Origin of the sequence: Bacillus sp. J14TS2 (genome assembly GCF_018333015.1) — a bacterium.
In the GTDB taxonomy this organism is placed as follows: Bacteria; Bacillota; Bacilli; order Bacillales; family Bacillaceae_C; genus Lederbergia.
The window spans coordinates 85,789-103,059 of record NZ_BORE01000001.1; the positions used below are offsets into that span (position 1 = coordinate 85,789).

A 17,271-nucleotide genomic window follows, 5' to 3' on the forward strand; every position below is an offset into this window, starting at 1 on the left:
TGACCAACATCCTTTTGGTCTCCACTTTGGCAGATGGGTCCCTTTTCTACTCCTTTTTAAACATACTTTTAATGTTTTATTCAAATACTGGTGCTTTGTAATTGGCTGTAACTACTTTTTTACGAGTATAGAAGTCAACACTATCTTTTCCATTGGCATGAAGTGTTCCATAAAAAGAAGACTTCCAACCAGAGAACGGGAAGAAGGCCATCGGTGCTGGAACACCCAAATTAATCCCTAGCATACCTGCATCAATATTTTCACGGAAGTAACGAATAGATGAGGCATTTGATGTATAAAGACAGGCACCATTGGCAAATTCTGATTGATTCGTTGTATCAACTGCCTCTTTTAAATTTTTTACCCGAACGACGGATAGTACAGGAGCAAAAATTTCATCTTTCCAAATCGTCATATCTGTTGTGACCTCATCGAAAATCGTTGGTCCAATAAAATATCCTCCTTCAGGTACATGATGACGGCCATCACAAACTAATTTTGCACCCTCCTCTATCCCTTTTTGGATATAGCTCAATGTACGCTGCTGATTTTGTTCTCTTATAACTGGACCAAGGAAGACCCCATCATCTAAACCGTTACCAATTTTCGCATCTGTTGCTTTTTGTTTTAACCTTTCAAGGAAAGCATCTGCAACATCTTCTTCAACTGCCACAACAGCACAAGCCATACAACGTTCCCCAGCTGATCCAAATGCGGAAGAAATTACATTGGTTGTTGCATGATCTAAATCAGCATCATTTAAAACGATGGAATGATTTTTTGCACCTGTTAAAGCTTGCACACGCTTAAGGTTCGAGCTTCCTCGCTTATAAATATATTCTCCAACTGGCTGTGACCCAACAAATGAAATAACTTTAATTTCAGGGTGATCTAAAATTCCATTCACAACATCATGAGCACCATGAACAATATTAAATACGCCCCTAGGAAGACCAGCCTCTTCTAACAACTCTGCCAACTTCTGCGCCAACAGCGGCGTTTTTTCGGATGGCTTCAGTATAAATGTATTCCCTACTGCTAGCGCCATCGGGAACATCCAGCATGGTACCATCATTGGGAAGTTAAATGGTGTGATACCACCAACCACTCCAATTGGATAGCGATAATTTGTTACTTCTACATCTGTTGCAATCGTTGCCAATGAATCACCCATCATGAGCGAAGGAGCACCCGCAGCAAATTCAACATTTTCAATCCCGCGTCCAACCTCACCTAAGGCTTCAGTAAGATTTTTACCATTTTCAATTGTAATAATGCGAGCTAATTCTTCTTTATTTTTTTGGAGCAATTGTTGAAAGTTAAATAGAATTCTAGCTCTTTTTTGAACAGGGACAATCTTCCATTTTTCAAATGCTTTAGCGGCAACTTCTGCTGCATAATGAAGATCTTCCTGTGTTGAAATCGGAACTTGAGCAATGATTTCTTTTGTAGCAGGATTATAAACATGCTCATAATAAGCCGTTTTACTGTCTACCCATTCGCCGTTTATATAGTTTTTTAGCTTTTTTGCCTTTGTTACTACCTCGGTCATTTCTTATTCCTCCTTTATAGTCACATCATTATTAATCTTCTTGGCTGCATTGAAGTCAAGATCATTCAGTTAAAACATTTTGGTATTACCTAAAACTTTTTATGGGCTTTCCTCCTCATGCCTATCATGTATTGGTTAACTTTTGGTCACATGTTGAATATATATTAAAACTAAAATCCCTTTCAGTCAACCTTATTTTCCCCTGAATTTTTGTATTCTCCCCTTAATTTTCATAAGCATGTCCCTTTGTAGAAGGGGTCAGAAATATTTGTTCAATCCCTTTTAAAGAAGGGAAATTTGTCTCTTGTTAGCTATTCCTATCATCATCAAGCATCTGTTTTACTTGATAATACCTCCAATCCCTTCCATCTAAGGGTGAAGTGTAACCCTCTTTTATGAAGAAGTTTATTATGTTCTTCTTCATATTTTCCTTTTTTATCTATATACATGCCATCTACTCCCCCTAGATTTACCACTTATTGTCAGTGAATTTACCAATGGGGAACGTCAGGTAAATACGGAGCTACAATTTTATAGATTTTGAAAAACAAAAAGGTTCATTCCTTATATTCTTACCGAAGAATTAGTTTTTTTCTTCCCAATCGCGATGGATGATGGAAAATTATTAGCTAAATAGCAACATTCGAAGAATTTCCAAGTTGATACATTCTACCAATAGTAGAATTTCGTATTCAACTAACAGTTGATAGGCATCAGGTACACAATATGCTACGCTTTCATTAACAATGCGCATTGAAACTTATTGGGGAGGTAGTTTGGATGTTAGATACAAGTATGATTGGAAGCTATATCTCAAAGCTAAGGAAGGAAAGAGATTGGACACAAATGGAGCTAGCGGATCGGTTAAATGTGAGCCATCAAGCCGTGTCAAAATGGGAACGTGGTGATTCATTGCCAGATATTGGAACATTGATGACGATTGGGCAAACGTTTGGGGTATCCATCGAAGATATAATGAATGGAGGAGCAACGAAGGACAGCTCGACATATATCCAACATATTGGTCACATCATGACAGGGGTTACTGAAAATCGTCAAGAGGACGTTGCTGATATGATAAATGAGGGAGAAGTGGATATGGAAGGTTTGATTGAAGTAGCCCCTTTACTGAAAGCAAGTGAATTGACAGAGATGACAGCACGAGTGGATAAACAATTATTTAATCAGGACTTGATAGTACGGTTGGCTCCATTTGTAGAGACTGAATTGTTGGATGGATTGGTTGCAGGAGTGACGGAGGACGGCGTCGATATGGAGTTTGTTCAGAAACTTGCCCCATTCATGAGTAGAAATGGATTGAAGGTGTTAATTGAGAAAGCGAATAAGAAAGAAATGAATTGGAAATCCATTGCACAACTAGCCCCATTTATTGGGAAGGATACGGTGGATGAATTAATTGAGCAAGCACTCGACGAAGATATTGCCCCTGGAACAATCATGCAATTGGCTCCTTTCTGCAGTGGAGAAAAGTTAATAAACTTAATAGATCAGACAGTGGATGACCAGTTAGACGCAAGCTTCCTCGTCTCGCTAGCCCCTTTTCTTGGGAGAGACTCTTTGAAACAACTTGTAGATAAAAGAAAAATCAGCAACATGGGACCTGAAACAATTGCGCAATTAGCACCATTTGTTGACAAAGCGACGCTAAGCGGATGGATTCAGCAAATATTGACAAAGTAGATGACAAAATCAAGCTATGCTGAAGGGGGATTAATCAAAATATTAAAGTTGATTATGCGTTTATTCCAAGGTAAATGGGCACTCGCATTTGGGAGTTTGATTTGTTTATGTATATTTCCAAGAAAAGACAACACGAGTTGCAAAGATGTCAACACCGAAAACCATCAGTATTAACACTAAAAACCAATGGTATAATCCAAGATGGAGACTAGCTTTTAGATTTCTCCAGTCGTATTAGCTAACAATTAATTGCAGTTATGGAAACAGTTGGCACACTAAGACATAAAATTGTACAAATAACATGATTTGCATTAATACTAATTGCAAAACATGCTATTTGTCGTTCCTCGGATCTCTCTTTGCAGTTCAAAAATTATAGCAAGCTAGGAACAGCAAAATGATTGTTTTATCCGTATAATAAGCTCGGAGGTGGTAGTATGCAGTACAACAAAGTCGTTGATCAGAGCATAACTTATATAAAAGACCACATAAACGAGGAGCTTTCCGCTGAAAAAATAGCAAATCAAGTAGGATATTCAACTTTTCATTTCTGTAGGATTTTTTCACTAGTAAAAGGGATTCCGTTAATGGAATATGTAAGGAAATATCGTTTGTCAACGGCAAGGATTGAACTTACTGACAACCAAAAAATCTTGGATGTTGCCTTACATTATGGATTTGAATCTGCAAGCGGATTTTCAAAATCATTTCGTCAAGAATTTGGGTATACTCCAACGTCATATAAAATCAGAATGGCGGATAACGATAACGCATTCGTTAAAAATATTCGAGAAGTATTGAATCCCCCAAAAATTGCTAAAAAAGGTGCTTTTAAGTTAGCTGGATATGGAATGCATACGAACATGGCAGATAATTATAGTCATCAATTTGCGGCTTATTGGGACTCATGTGATGAATCAAATTTAGAAGAAAAGCTTTATGAACAATTGAGACCACCAAAACATGGTGAAGTTGGAGTATGGCTGCCTTATCAAAACGAAGGAAATGCCATCTATCTATTTGGCGTTATTGTCAATGATTTCAGCCAAGTAACCTCTGATATGGTGGTTGCAGAAATCCCTGGCGCTACTTACGCCGTTTTCACTACTCCGCCCATCAACAATCTAGCAACTGCCACAACATACGAGAAAGACCCATTATCCGTAGTCGTTAAGGAGACCTGGAGATATATTTTTAAAGAATGGTTTGATCAGATCAATTATGAGCTGGATGAGTCTCATTTTCCATTTGAATATTATGATGAACGTTGCCATGCCTCTGAGAACTCAATCATGGAAATTTATGTACCAATAAAAAAAAGCATAGAAAGAAGTTGACGATATGTTTACTGAATATGGTGAGTTGAGTACCAAGCTATATCAATTAACCAAGCCTGCCGGATATTCGATTGATGGTGATTTAGAGTATTATTTTGATCATTTGAAAAATACCAAAGGGAAGATACTGGAAGCCGGTGTTGGCACTGGCAGAATGATGATCCCTCTTCTCCAGAAAGGACTTAATGTAGAGGGTGTAGACGTGTCTGAGGATATGTTAAAACAATGTAGAGCAAATATGGTAGCTACTAATGTAAAAGGAACTTTGTATCAAGGAGATCTTACGAATCTTCGTCTGCCAGAGAAATACGAAGCGATAATCATGCCGACTGGCAGCTTCTGTCTGTTACCGCGCAATCGTGTTAAAGACGTACTACATTTTTTTTATCAGCATCTTGATAAACAAGGGAAAATTATTATTGATTTAGAATTACCAACAAGTTTTATTCCATATAAAATTTCGACAAGTCCATTTTCGATTGATGATGATTCTGGCATTCTATTTACCTCAACGACTCAGGGAATAGATTGGCATCAACAAAAAACTAGCTCCATTCATCGATACGATCTACTCAAAAAAGGCAAGATTCAACAAACGGAAATATCGAATTTTGAGCTCTATTGGTACGGAATCGAAGAATTTCAGCTTTTGCTAGAACATGAAGGATTTATATCTATTGAGTATCAACTTGGATACGGGAAAAACTCATCTTCTTCACTTATCACCTTTTTTGCAAGCAAAGAATAATATTGGAAATTTTTTAATTAATAGCTTAGTGACGAACGCATACCAATTTATCTTTTAATCTGTCACCCTACTTTTCATTACGATGACCGCAAGCTAGATAAACATCTCATTGGAGAATTAGCCACCTGTAACTATATCCGAGACGGTAAAAACGTCATTTTGATGGGTGCCACAGGATCTGGAAAGACATACCTATCAAATGCACTAGGAAACGCGGCTTGTCGTAACTTCTTACACGTTGCGTATATTCGTCTTCCGGAGTAGCTTGATAAACTGATGGTAGCAAAGAATTTGGTTGACGTGAGTTTTCGTAAGCTACTCAACACGTATAGAAAAGTGGATTTATTGGTTATAGATGAATGGTTATTGACCAGCTTAACTTTAGACCAAGCAACCATTCTTCTTGAAATTATTGAGAATTGACAGTTCCAACGCTCAACTGTTTTCTGTTCGCAATTCGCACCAGAAGGATGGCACGCCAACATTGAACAACAACAAATTGCTGATGCCATCCTAGATCGCATCGTCCACAACTCTTTTAAAATCATTCTGGACGGTAATATTTTGATTCGTGAGCGCCATGGACTTAATGGAGGAAATTCCGGTGGCTAAAGACTTATTTCAAGAAGTGGCGGTGTATTACTACAACAATGCCTGCCCGCTGTATTTGCAAGAACGGCTTATGATGATCTCCTGTATGTATGAAGATGAGCCGGTCGATAAAGCTTTCCAAGCGTCTATAAAAGAAATCAATACTCATCTGGAGTGCGGTCGTTTTCCCGGTAAAGACCATTATTCATACATCAATACTGATGAAGACGATATACCATTCTGACAAAGGACCAGTGATCAATTTCTGATGACTGGTCCTTTTGCGGTTTGAAACTGAATTATTTGTCGGTGGTGACATTTATGGTTTGATCGTTAACTTTTCTTGGAAATATTCAGTTTAAGTATTTTATCCTTTAATGGGATTATTTTCCGTATTTTTTTGTGAATTCACTAGTACAATAACCGCGCAAGAGGACGGTCGAGTACCCTTGTTATAAGTGGATACAGAGATGGTTTCCTAAAAAATCTAATGGAAGAAATAAAGAAATATGGATTAGACATTTGGATGACACTCCTACCATCCACCACGCATAAGGTGAAATTTTTGTTGTTATGGTTGAATTGGAAATGTCACAGAAACATGAATGGTTTCTGTGACGTTTTGTTTAGAATGGATAAATACGACGTCTTCGAAACATTCATTGACGTTCACCAACTATATCAATATCAGTGTTCAGTATTCAAAAAAGTCTCTATTTAGTTTTCAGCCTAATTACCTTTCCTATTTTCCCTCAATCCCCTTCTAATCAATTCCCGAATAGCCTCACTTCGGTTTTGAACGCGATTCGCAAATTGGAAATCCTCCACTTTTTCTAAAAGCTCATTTGGAAAAGTGACTAAGACTTGCGTATTTTTCTTCTTATCGATGGCCATACAATCACCCTTTCTATATAAAGTATTATAGGTTGTATAACCTATTGTTGACAATTTATTCCTAAATTCGTATCATGGTTATATACAATATATTAGTTATATAACCATGATAGGAGGAAATTAAATGGATATCGAGGCTTACAAAGTAGAAAAACTAATAGGAGGTAAAACAGACTTTGAGAAAAATTTAATGCATATTTATTTTTCGAAGCCAATTGTTGTCCAAGAAATCTACGAGAATCGTGATACCTATAATTCCTACATAAACAGGAGAGGCCTATGACTAGTAACAATATTATTCGAAAAGCCTTTATAAACATTGTCTTTGTTGAGCGAGTCCATCAAGTAGCATTTCAAAAGGTCATGGCTGATTCAGAATACCGTGATGCAGAAGCAGTTTCTAGCAATCTCCTTTCCCAATTAGAAGAAACATTCTCGACTAATGAGCAAAAAGAATTACTTCATGAATTAAAATCTGCTTGGGACAGTATGTATGGCATTTTCCTTGAAATTAGTTATTGCCAAGGGATTGCGGATAGCCCAATGATTCATAAACAACTTGAGCAATATGGGCTGAAGATTGCAGATGAATAGAGCCATTTGTGTGGAGTTTTGATTCAGTCATTGCAGAAAAGAGACCCCATTTTTTGTAAGCGCGTAACATACCTGTATTATAGGTCTCGAATCAAGCAGGGGGAAAGAAAAACAACATGTTTTTCTTCTCCTGTTTTTGCAATTTAGAGCTGGCTACCTTTCAGGAGATTGTATGTCAAAACCACAGCACAGAACTTCTAAAACTCATCTGGAGGATGTTCGACTCGACTTATCTATCAATAAGTATTTGCCATTTTGGAAAGGAGCACTAATGTTATAGAACACTTCCATTTACACTTATAAACGGTATTTTTCTCCAATACATGATAAAAGAGATTGGCAATCCTTTTAAATCTATTTAATGGGAGATTAATAAAACTCAATAGAATTTAACTTTTTAGCATTAAATGTTCAGTAAATCCACGAATGCCATAAAGCTTATGAAACTGGCAATATTAATGATCATTCACTTTTTTTCTTTAAAATGCAGTTGAACGTATGTTCTTAAAAATGTATAATAATACTAAGGGGGTGTTAGAAGATTGGCAAGTAAACCATTTACTGCCACAGTTGATGAAGACTTGCAAAAAGCTTTAAAAAATCATGCATTGGAAAAAATGAATGATATATTGGAAGCGTTTACTAGTAATTACAAGAAGTCAATTATATCGTACAAAAGAGCAAGTAAAAGAGGAATCCGCCCATCTTAATGACAAGTCAAACGGATTCCTCCATGCCACACCCTCCTGAGAGGCTGCAACTCTATTATATATGGGCTGCCTCCTATCAGCAAGGGGAACATAAGTGAGGATTAATATTCATATAACAAAAAATAGGAGGAGTTAAATAATGATCGATCTATATAATGTAGAAAATTCAATGGTTTATGATAAGAACTTAGTGAAAGGTTTAATGGATTTTCCTTTTACTCAAGAAACCCACGAGAATCGTGATACCTATGAATCTGACAACAACCAGGATGAGCCATTGTCTAGTAAAGACGTTATTCAAAAGGCCTTTATCGATATTGTCTTTTTTGAACGAGTTCATCGAGTAGCCTACAAAAAGGTTATGGCTGATTCGGAGTACCGTACTGTAGACGAAGTTTCAGATCAACTCTTTTCCCAATTAAAGGAATCACTGTCTGAGGAGCAAAAAAAATTACTCCTTGAATTAGAAACGGCGTGGAGCAGCAAGTATCTGATTTTCCTTGAATATTGTTATCGTCAAGGGCTTGCAGACAGTCAAATGATTCATAAGGAACTTGAAAAATTTGGGATCTCGGTTGTAAAGGAAAATCTTGAATATAACTATATACCGCCAGAATCCGTAGTACTAAGCTAGCTAATTTAAAAATAAAATAGCTTTATTACATTATGCAGATGCTCTAACAGTTCTCAAACTGCTAGGGCATTATATAAATGTACCCTTAATTTCATCTCTTCGGTGCTCTATATCCTGCATTCTCTGCCTCTTCTACTGAACAAAACCATTGGGCGTCATTCGGAAGTGGCACGACAGTGAAGGGCAAGTAGCTAAAGCTGTGGTTAAGATAGTGTTGTATCCTAGTAAGTGGATCATCATTGTCATAACTGGATCATCTCCTTGTCATAGATGATCAAAAAGATGGCATAAGTGGGGCAATTGGATGGCTGTAGTCACCCTTATGTAAATGGGCTTCTTGCATACTAGAATGGGGGTCCCCTGTTATGTATATGGGTTTCCTGCTAGGGTGAGTGGGATTCCCCGTAACCCATAAGATTTCTCCTAATTATAAGTGCCAGGTTCTAAATTGTTTCAGAACCTGGCATCATCTTAAATCATAAGAATACGATCATGGATAAGATAAACATGAATACAATCCCTGAAAGCATTGGGACAGAAGTTCTTTTAACAATCTCAAGTGGTTCTTTTTTGGTTGTTCCGGCAACAATTAAGACGACGGCCGCAACTGGAGATATGGCACGCATAAGGTTTCCAGCTAGTCCCATTGGAATCGATAATGCAATAGGGCTAATTCCCGCTGCATTTGCAAGTGGCACTACTAATGGTACCATCGCGAAGAAAAGAGCGAGTCCACTACCACTTAATAACACAATCAGCATGGTGATTGCAACTAAGATAAGTGGCAAAACAAAGTCAAAGCCTTGTCCCTGAACGTTTTCCATTGATGCCTGTAAAGCATCAATTAATCCAATCGATTTTAATCCCGTCACGTAAACAGAAGCGGCAACTAGAAGTGCAACAATGGGCATAGCCCCACCCATTCCTTTAAAAAACTCCTCCGTGCTTTTTAACACGCTTTTATTCCCTTTATGCCGAACTAATTCACAAATAATCGCTAAAATAAAAGATACAATCGTGGCGACTTCTACGCTAATATTAATCGCCGATCCTGTTCCTATTTGTATTCCATAGGCAATGAGCAACAAGATAATCGGAAAAATTGGTAAAATGGCATAAACAAATTTATATAATTTTCCACCTGTAACATTAGGTTGCTTCTCAGACATCTCTTCTGATTCAATCTTCCCTTCACTCTCCTGAGCACTTTGTTCAAGCTTTTTATCCATCCGCTTTTGCCAAAAATAGTGCACAATCGCAATAAAAATCAGGGTCGGAATTGAAACTAGCGCATGATAATTAAAAACATACTCTGTTACCGTTAAACCACTAAATGCTTCTTGCTTAGCTAATTCTTCTGCAATCGCGACATTGTCACTTCCTAAAGGGGTTGGAACAATCGTTGCAGATGTTGCGATCACAGCTGCAGCTGAGAGCGATGACATTCCAGCTTTCCTTAAAACCGGATACAAAGTAGCTAGCAAAATAATCGCCAAATTAGAGGCACTAGGAATAACGAGAGACAATAGGTTACCTAAAAGAAACACAACTGGGACTAAAAAGTAAACCGACTTAATTTTGGAAATAGGTCTCGTTAATACATTTACTGTCACATCATTCGCGCCAATTTTAGACATATAGGCGGTATATCCACCTAACAAGAGAATAATAAATCCGGCAGCGTTTAAAGTACTTTTAAATTGATCCACTATGACTTGAATGGGATCTAACAAAAAAGACCCGGATGGTACAAAGTCTTTAATCGCAATTTCCTTCCCCATCCCAATGCTGATCAGGATTAAAATGATTCCCATTAAAAAAAGTGTAATCTTAATATCCATTTTCTTGATTAACATAAATATGACAACGGCAACAGAAATAATAGCGGATGCATACATGACAATATCAAGGTTCATTGTTCTTCCTCCTCTTGTTGCTCTGAAATGTGTTGTTAGTTAGGGACACAACGGGGCTTTCATCAGCCCCATTGTTAGGAATAACTTGTCAGATTTAATTACATTTCTCTAAACTTGTAAAAAACCACTCTTTAAACTCGGATTCATTAACATCAAGACAAACTTTAGCATTATTGGGTTTTCCTAGGTAACCCTTTAAATCTACAACTGTACAGCCACTTGTTAGGGTTCCAGTTAATTCAATATCAACGAATGTATCAGCTACCTGGAATATTTCCGGTTTTGATAAATAGGCAATGGCAAAAGCATCATACATTTTCAACCCCGTTTTCATGCTACCACCACGATATTTACTAAACAGTTGATAAGCCATATTCCCAGTTTCGTTCATATCCTTTAATTGTTCACTATCTTCTGGATAAATAAGCGCTTTTAAGCCAACATCGAGTCCTGCCATCACAATGGGTACACCACTATGGAAAACAATCTTTGCGGCTTCTGGGTCTGCATAGATATTAAATTCCGACATGACGCCGGCATTTCCTCTAGCCGTAGACCCTCCCATAAGCACAATTTCTTGAATGTTTTCCTTCACTTCAGGATAAACCTTAAATAACAAGGCAATATTCGTTAAGGGTCCAATCGGAACAAGGGTGATTGGTTCAGCACTGGTTGTAATAATCCGCCGCATCGCTTCTACTGCATTTTCTTTTAATAATAGGTCCTTGGTTGGCTCTTCGAAATCAAAACCATCCATACCCGTTGATCCATGAATACCACTTGCGTCAATTGGTGCTTTAATCAGTGGTCGATCGGCCCCTTTCGCAACAGGGATGTCTTTTTTAAAGAACTTAAGTAAACGAAGGGCATTATACGTTACTTTTTCGAGACTGACATTTCCCGCAACTGTCGTAATAAGTCGCACATCTAACTTCTCACTATATAGAGCGATCGCGATCGCAATTGCATCATCAATTCCAGGATCTGTGTCGATAATAATTGGCCTTTTTGTCATTTCGTTCTCCTCCTAAAATTAGTTATTGGTAAGAAAAGTTTTTACCTGTTCCTCAGTTGGCATTCCCGTTTGTGCCCCTAATTCCGTGATCGAGATTGCCGCAACAGCGCTACTAAAAATGCATGCTTCTCTTAAAGAAAGTCCCTTGCTTAGAGCCACTGCCAATCCGCCATTAAAAGCATCACCTGCACCAGTTGTATCCTTTACATCTACCTTAAAAGCTGGAACATCGATCCTTTTATCATTTTGATAAAAAGAAACACCCGACTCTCCTCTTGTCACAATTAACTTTTTCTGAAGTTCGTTTAAATCCCTGTTCTTCATTAAAAGTGTTTCTTCATGCTCATTTGGTGTCACATAATCAATCTGTCTGATCAGAGTATCCGGTAATTCTCTGATTGGCGCAGGATTCAAAATCACCTTTACATGATGTTCCTTAGCTATTTCGATTGCTCTTATAACGCTGTCTAAGGGAATTTCTAGTTGTAAAATAACGACATCACTGTTCGCAATCACTTCTCGCTTCGATTCAATAAAGTCTACGGTGACAGAGTCATTAGCTCCAGGAGTAACAATGATTCGGTTATCTTGGTCCGAAACAAGAATCGTAGCGGTTCCCGTCACAACATCGGTAACCGGTTCCACATTACTTACATTCACACCATTTTCTTCTAAATTGTGAAGTAGCTGTTTCCCAAAAGCATCTTGTCCAACACAACCAATCATGGAAGTGCGGGCCCCAAGTCTAGCTGCTGCGATCGCTTGATTAGCCCCTTTCCCTCCAGGATTCATTTGAAATTGTTGTCCAAGTAAAGTTTCACCTTTATTAGGAAGTTTATCTGTCATGGTGACCAAATCCATATTTATACTTCCGACCACCGTAATTTTAGGTTTAAAGGTCATAGTATGGATCCCTCCTTATGTTGATTGTCTTTCTACAAGCTGTACCCCAAGAACATGATATACACGATCAATAGCTGATTGACCTTCTATGAGTTCCACAAGCATAGTAGCGGCCCTTTCCCCTAGTTGATAGATCGGTTGGGCGATGGTTGTTAACTCAGGTATGGTTGCTTTTCCAAGTGAAATGCCATCAAAACCAATCACCGCAATATCCCTTGGGGTATGATATCCAAGTTGGTTAATAGCTTTAATTGCTCCAATCGCCATTGTATCATTTGCCGCGAAAATACCATCTACTTCTGGGTGGAAATGCAGAAGCTTTTTTGTGCCCTCAATGGCTGATTCCATGTTGTAATGTCCTTCCACCACATAGCTACTTTCAAACCAATCAACGGCACCTACCACATTCAGATACCCTTTATATCTCTCTGTTGCATTCAAAATATGGCTTGGTCCTTTAATGTGTCCAATCCTCTTTCGACTTTGATCTAGTAGAAATTGGGTTGCAATCTGTGCCCCTTTACTGTTGTCTACAATAACAGTAGGGATTTCTTTACTAATCTCCCGGTCAACACACACAACTGGAATTGAAAGCTTTTCAATTTGTTCTGCTTTTAAATTATTAGAAGAAACAATGATTCCATCCACATATTTCTGTAAAAGAACATCTAAATAATGTTGTTCTTTTACCTGATTATCATCTGTATTGCATAATATAATATTGTAACCCAATGTCGAGGCAACATCCTCAACAGCCCTAGCAAGTTCTGGAAAAAATGGATTCATGATGGTTGGCACCATTAAACCAATCGCCTTAGATTGTTTTTTAAACAAACTCCTTGCGACCTCATTTGGTTTATAATCTAGTGTTTTAATCGCCTGCTCTACCTTTTTCCGCGTTTCCACACTCACATAACCCTTATTATTTAAAACTCTGGATACAGTCGCAACCGAAACACCTGCATGTTTCGACACATCTTTAATAGAAGACAAAATGCCCACTCCATTTTCTGAAATAATAGGTAACCGGTTACACATATTGTAACGTGCCTATTTAAAAAAGTCAATGCAAAACAACAGCGATTTCAGAAAGTGTTCACACCCGAATCAGGTTATGGGACCATGTAAAATGTCACAGAAAACACATAGTAAAAGTGTCATCTCCAATGTAACATGATAAGTTTTTGTTCCATTAAATGACAGCCGAGATATTAAACAAAAGCCACCGTTAGTCTATGTACGCACACTAAAAACTTTAGTATCTCATTCTTAATCTAATAATAGACTAATAAAAATAAACTGCATACGTTAGATACAAAGCTTTTTAATATATGAATGGATGCCCTAACAGTTCTCAAACTGCTAGGGCACCATATAAATGTGTCCTTAATTTCATCGCTTCGGAGCTCGATACCCCGCATTCTCTGCCTCTTCTACTGAACAAAACCATTGGGCGACATTTTTGGTACGACTGTAATAAGTGCTTCCCGGAACATGATAGATACCATTTTGACTTCCTTTTATGTCACAACTAGCCGTTTCCGCAGGTGGGTCAGGGGTTTTTGCCGGTGCGGGAGTCGAATTTTCTTCTGCCTTTGGCTCAGAAGGCGTTTCTGTCTTCGTTTCCTCTTCTTCTTTTGGTTTCGTTTCTGTACTTGCCGGCTTCTCTTCTTTAGGCGCCTTCGCTAACTTTTCCGAATCCTTTTTTGGTGCAGGTGTTGAAGCAATTGATTTCTTGTCCTTGCTCTCTTTCTTTTCTTTGCTTTTCTCTTTTTCCTGCTTTTTCTCTGGATCATTAAATCCACTTTTTTGAACGTAATTTTTAATACTCCAAATGCCAAGTTCTTTATCTTTAGCTTTGTCTTGAGTCTTGTTGAAATCATCAAGGTATTTTGTATTATCTGAGGATTCTTCTAGCTTTGCTAACCCTTTTTCTATCAAAGTCTTATTATATAGAACATCCTCTATCCAAACATATGCGAGGAGTCTTCCATCCTTGTCCTTTTCCTGGTCATCAAACTCTAAGGTAACGGCTTTTTCTTCTAAACTTTTGGAGGTGAATTTAAATGCATCTGTTCCAAATGGTTGTTCACCTTTTTTTGAATGCTTTGCCTCTGGAACAGCCACAGAACTCAGTCTTACCTCTTCTTCTTTTCCATCTAGTTGAACGATGATCGTATTGCCATCAATAACTTTGGTTACATCAGCTTTGACACCTTCCACATCACTAGGTGGAGACCGTTCCGCTGGAATCGTAACATTGGCTGAGACGAATAATTGTTGATCATCATCTAATAAAGACCCAGCAAGGAGCTCACCTTCCTCCCCAATGACCTCTAATACTGCATCAGGCTGTTGATCTGCAAGTGAGACTTCTATCGCTTGCTCCCCTGGCTTTAATTCTTCAATCGGAACGGCATCCATCGAGAAGCCGCCATCTTTTATCGACACAGCTTGATCAAAACTTTCATCTTTATCATTTTGTAATGTAATAACTAACTCGGTAGCATCTGGAAGATTAGTTGTACCAGTAACCTCCAATTGATTATCCTTAACTGCACTTTGAATTTGCATTTCAGGTATGAACGTCTTCACTTCTTGCTCATCTGTAACGCTAGCCTCTTCTACATCATTCTCAAAAGAAGGTGAATTCAAGATAATCATAAAAAATGTAACAAAAGAAATAATAAACAATGCCAATGACGCCCCGGCCCCAATTGCTCCACTTTTAATGGAAAGACCTTTATTGCCAATTGCCCTAATTAATAATAAACCGACAAATATAAAAGTCGCAATCCCTCCAACAACCATTAGTATTCCAAAAAGAAGCCCAAATAAAATATCCATATCCATCCCCCAGTTCATACACTCTACAACTATAGTAGATTCCCTTATCTATTTTTCTTTATCTATCTCTATATAAATTTAATTACAAATAATGACAACGCTTCCATTTATTGGTAAAAAGAGGGAAGAGTTATAATTTATTAACCCTCCTCATTGAATTTTACTGTCCGCTTCAATCCCGACTGAACAAATCTCTTGTGTAGACCTTATCCTTTACTTCTTGCAAGTCTTCAGACAAGCGATTGGCAACAATCACATCAGAGATTTTCTTGAATTCCTCGAAATCATTGACTACTCTAGATTTATAGAAATCATCCTCAGATAGAGCTGGTTCATAAACAACGACTTCAATTCCTTTGGCTTTAATGCGTTTCATGATACCTTGGATGGCTGATTGCCGGAAATTATCTGAGTCAGTTTTCATTGTAAGTCTGTAGATCCCAACAATTTTAGGATTTCTGTTAATAATCCTATCGGCAATATGGTCTTTCCGAGTTCGATTGGCGTCCACAATAGCGGTCATAATAGTGTTGCGTACCGGGTTAACCTTTCATTTTGTATAACATTCATTTTAAAAAACTTCGTAGTTCATTCTTATTACATTGTCATGTATTAACGCTATCCACCTTAGCTGAGGATTTTAATCCTTTTTTTCTAGAGTTTATCTTGTCATAACAATAACTTAATCCTATTCCTAATATTATCCATTGTAAAATCATGAATCCAAAGTTATTTTGTGTTAAGGTCACTTCAAAAACTTGATAGATGATTATCCCTATAAAATAACAAGACACCAATATAATCATTGGGTTGTTACGTTCCTCCCAAAACGTTTTCCAAATAGCAAATAAGAATAGTAATAGAAATAGTAGACCAATTAAACCTACTTGTAATGCTATCTGAATATATAAGTTATGGCTGGTTAGAGTAGTTTGCAATAAATTGTTTGGTATAGTTCCAGAACCATATCCAAATAAGGGCTCCTGAGCTATAAAATCTAATAATAACTCCCATATTTGATTCCTTCCACTAAGTAAAGACTTTCCTGTATATTTTATAGAGAGATCATTAAGCTCAATAAACTTACCAAATTTATTAATATTAGGATACACAACTGTAATTAAAAATATTATCATTAACATTACTATAAAGTAACCATAGAAGAGAAGTCTATTTTGTGTTATTACTTTCCATAGTATATATGTAAGTATCCCGAATCCAACAGCTAACATAATTGATCGAGTTCCAGATAGGTATATCACTGAAATTGACATTATTAAAATCACAAAGATATATCTTTTATTTTTATTATAACCAACTAAATATAGTAAAGGAAAAAAAGCTAATAAATATGTGTAACCGCCAATTGTATTAGAATTAACTAATCCATTATTTAAAATTGAATATAATATTAGAAATGGAAAAACTATAAAGTAAATTGCACTAAATATTTTTGCTTGACCTGCTGTCCATTTGATATTAATTAGAAAAATTACTAGCATTAAAATTAATAAGTGGTGAATAATGATAAACAGTGTATCAATATTAAAAGTATTACCAATGTTTAATATATAAATTACTTCAAAAATTATAAAAGGTGTAATCAAAAGTAACTGCCTTTTATTAAAAGTAACAAAGAAGATAAGCCATAAAAAGATCATTGTGATTAAAATGGTGATTAATAAACGTGATAAAAGAGTGAAACTGTCTATAGTTGTCATTTTTGCTAATGGATATAGAAGCACAGTAAAAAAGATAATAATTGTAGTGAATCTATCTAATGAAACTCCCTTCATTAAATCACCTCCTAGTAATTTCTTAATGTACTT

17 protein-coding genes and 4 pseudogenes are annotated in these 17,271 nt (G+C 37.0%); 11 read left to right on the forward strand and 10 right to left on the reverse strand.

The genetic code is table 11. The features are described 5' to 3' along the window. Nucleotides 1-76: 76 nt before the first annotated feature. Nucleotides 77-1,552, reverse strand: coding sequence for a CoA-acylating methylmalonate-semialdehyde dehydrogenase (locus KI375_RS00365; protein ID WP_212971587.1), 1,476 nt, complete (start codon nucleotides 1,550-1,552; stop codon nucleotides 77-79). A 326-nt stretch (nucleotides 1,553-1,878) separates the two neighbouring features. Continuing rightward, entirely contained in the window at nucleotides 1,879-2,001 is a 123-nt protein-coding gene (locus tag KI375_RS27615) for a hypothetical protein (RefSeq protein ID WP_280528614.1), read from the reverse strand. A gap of 331 nt (nucleotides 2,002-2,332) precedes the next feature. Here KI375_RS27615 and KI375_RS00370 point away from each other — a divergent pair, with 331 nt between their 5' ends. From KI375_RS00370 to KI375_RS00420, 11 genes and pseudogenes are all read left to right on the forward strand, one after another. Then, nucleotides 2,333-3,253, forward strand: coding sequence for a helix-turn-helix domain-containing protein (locus KI375_RS00370; RefSeq protein ID WP_212971588.1), 921 nt, complete (start codon nucleotides 2,333-2,335; stop codon nucleotides 3,251-3,253). A gap of 437 nt (nucleotides 3,254-3,690) precedes the next feature. Beyond that, entirely contained in the window at nucleotides 3,691-4,590 is a 900-nt protein-coding gene (locus KI375_RS00375) for an AraC family transcriptional regulator (protein ID WP_212971589.1), read from the forward strand. 4 nt (nucleotides 4,591-4,594) lie between these two features. Beyond that, a complete protein-coding gene (locus KI375_RS00380; RefSeq protein ID WP_212971590.1) occupies nucleotides 4,595-5,338 on the forward strand; it encodes a class I SAM-dependent methyltransferase in 744 nt (247 codons plus the stop codon). Nucleotides 5,339-5,395: 57 nt separating this feature from the next. After that, on the forward strand, nucleotides 5,396-5,602 hold the full coding sequence (locus KI375_RS27860; RefSeq protein WP_374706787.1) for an ATP-binding protein: 207 nt from the start codon (nucleotides 5,396-5,398) through the stop codon (nucleotides 5,600-5,602). 12 nt (nucleotides 5,603-5,614) lie between these two features. Next, nucleotides 5,615-5,761 (forward strand): hypothetical protein, encoded by a 147-nt coding sequence (locus tag KI375_RS00390; RefSeq protein ID WP_212971591.1) that lies wholly within the window; start codon nucleotides 5,615-5,617, stop codon nucleotides 5,759-5,761. Nucleotides 5,762-5,779: 18 nt separating this feature from the next. Further along, nucleotides 5,780-5,950 (forward strand): annotated as a pseudogene (locus KI375_RS27865) (ATP-binding protein); the annotation flags it as partial. Next, nucleotides 5,943-6,173: a hypothetical protein gene (locus KI375_RS00400; RefSeq protein WP_212971592.1), complete on the forward strand. Its 231-nt coding sequence runs from the start codon at nucleotides 5,943-5,945 to the stop codon at nucleotides 6,171-6,173. The pseudogene KI375_RS27865 and the gene KI375_RS00400, both read left to right, overlap by 8 nt. 774 nt (nucleotides 6,174-6,947) lie before the next feature. Continuing rightward, entirely contained in the window at nucleotides 6,948-7,106 is a 159-nt protein-coding gene (locus KI375_RS00405) for a hypothetical protein (RefSeq protein ID WP_212971593.1), read from the forward strand. Further along, nucleotides 7,103-7,417, forward strand: coding sequence for a hypothetical protein (locus KI375_RS00410; RefSeq protein ID WP_212971594.1), 315 nt, complete (start codon nucleotides 7,103-7,105; stop codon nucleotides 7,415-7,417). The genes KI375_RS00405 and KI375_RS00410 overlap by 4 nt, the downstream gene beginning before the upstream one ends. Before the next feature lie 542 nt (nucleotides 7,418-7,959). Then, on the forward strand, nucleotides 7,960-8,127 hold the full coding sequence (locus tag KI375_RS00415; protein WP_212971595.1) for a hypothetical protein: 168 nt from the start codon (nucleotides 7,960-7,962) through the stop codon (nucleotides 8,125-8,127). 139 nt (nucleotides 8,128-8,266) lie between these two features. Next, nucleotides 8,267-8,761, forward strand: a complete 495-nt coding sequence (locus tag KI375_RS00420; protein ID WP_212971596.1) for a hypothetical protein — start codon at nucleotides 8,267-8,269, stop codon at nucleotides 8,759-8,761. Between the two features lie 476 nt (nucleotides 8,762-9,237). Here KI375_RS00420 and dcuC read toward each other — a convergent pair whose 3' ends face one another. The 8 genes and pseudogenes from dcuC to KI375_RS00455 form a co-directional block, all read right to left on the reverse strand. Continuing rightward, nucleotides 9,238-10,677, reverse strand: coding sequence for a C4-dicarboxylate transporter DcuC (dcuC, locus tag KI375_RS00425; RefSeq protein WP_212971597.1), 1,440 nt, complete (start codon nucleotides 10,675-10,677; stop codon nucleotides 9,238-9,240). Between the two features lie 94 nt (nucleotides 10,678-10,771). After that, on the reverse strand, nucleotides 10,772-11,692 hold the full coding sequence (gene rihC / locus KI375_RS00430; protein ID WP_212971598.1) for a ribonucleoside hydrolase RihC: 921 nt from the start codon (nucleotides 11,690-11,692) through the stop codon (nucleotides 10,772-10,774). An 18-nt stretch (nucleotides 11,693-11,710) separates the two neighbouring features. Then, nucleotides 11,711-12,595, reverse strand: coding sequence for a ribokinase (gene rbsK / locus KI375_RS00435; RefSeq protein ID WP_212971599.1), 885 nt, complete (start codon nucleotides 12,593-12,595; stop codon nucleotides 11,711-11,713). Between the two features lie 15 nt (nucleotides 12,596-12,610). Continuing rightward, entirely contained in the window at nucleotides 12,611-13,588 is a 978-nt protein-coding gene (locus KI375_RS00440; RefSeq protein WP_212971600.1) for a LacI family DNA-binding transcriptional regulator, read from the reverse strand. 399 nt (nucleotides 13,589-13,987) lie between these two features. Further along, nucleotides 13,988-14,125 (reverse strand): annotated as a pseudogene (locus KI375_RS27870) (sunset domain-containing protein); the annotation flags it as partial. A gap of 309 nt (nucleotides 14,126-14,434) precedes the next feature. Then, nucleotides 14,435-15,460: pseudogene (locus KI375_RS00445) on the reverse strand (thermonuclease family protein); the annotation flags it as partial. A gap of 154 nt (nucleotides 15,461-15,614) precedes the next feature. Beyond that, nucleotides 15,615-15,980 (reverse strand): annotated as a pseudogene (locus KI375_RS00450) (UDP binding domain-containing protein); the annotation flags it as partial. Between the two features lie 67 nt (nucleotides 15,981-16,047). Then, nucleotides 16,048-17,238, reverse strand: a complete 1,191-nt coding sequence (locus tag KI375_RS00455) for an O-antigen ligase family protein (RefSeq protein WP_212971602.1) — start codon at nucleotides 17,236-17,238, stop codon at nucleotides 16,048-16,050. Nucleotides 17,239-17,271 lie beyond the last annotated feature (33 nt).

Bases quoted from the DNA above. Each gene is read 5' to 3' on its own strand.
- KI375_RS00405 (WP_212971593.1), top strand. From the start codon at position 6,948: ATGGATATCGAGGCTTACAAAGTAGAAAAACTAATAGGAGGTAAAACA.
- KI375_RS27615 (WP_280528614.1), bottom strand. From the start codon at position 2,001: ATGTATATAGATAAAAAAGGAAAATATGAAGAAGAACATAATAAACTT.
- KI375_RS00420 (WP_212971596.1), top strand. From the start codon at position 8,267: ATGATCGATCTATATAATGTAGAAAATTCAATGGTTTATGATAAGAAC.
- dcuC (WP_212971597.1), bottom strand. From the start codon at position 10,677: ATGAACCTTGATATTGTCATGTATGCATCCGCTATTATTTCTGTTGCC.
- KI375_RS00370 (WP_212971588.1), top strand. From the start codon at position 2,333: ATGTTAGATACAAGTATGATTGGAAGCTATATCTCAAAGCTAAGGAAG.
- rbsK (WP_212971599.1), bottom strand. From the start codon at position 12,595: ATGACCTTTAAACCTAAAATTACGGTGGTCGGAAGTATAAATATGGAT.
- KI375_RS00375 (WP_212971589.1), top strand. From the start codon at position 3,691: ATGCAGTACAACAAAGTCGTTGATCAGAGCATAACTTATATAAAAGAC.
- rihC (WP_212971598.1), bottom strand. From the start codon at position 11,692: ATGACAAAAAGGCCAATTATTATCGACACAGATCCTGGAATTGATGAT.
- KI375_RS00455 (WP_212971602.1), bottom strand. From the start codon at position 17,238: ATGAAGGGAGTTTCATTAGATAGATTCACTACAATTATTATCTTTTTT.
- KI375_RS00390 (WP_212971591.1), top strand. From the start codon at position 5,615: ATGGTAGCAAAGAATTTGGTTGACGTGAGTTTTCGTAAGCTACTCAAC.
- KI375_RS00380 (WP_212971590.1), top strand. From the start codon at position 4,595: ATGTTTACTGAATATGGTGAGTTGAGTACCAAGCTATATCAATTAACC.
- KI375_RS00410 (WP_212971594.1), top strand. From the start codon at position 7,103: ATGACTAGTAACAATATTATTCGAAAAGCCTTTATAAACATTGTCTTT.
- KI375_RS00365 (WP_212971587.1), bottom strand. From the start codon at position 1,552: ATGACCGAGGTAGTAACAAAGGCAAAAAAGCTAAAAAACTATATAAAC.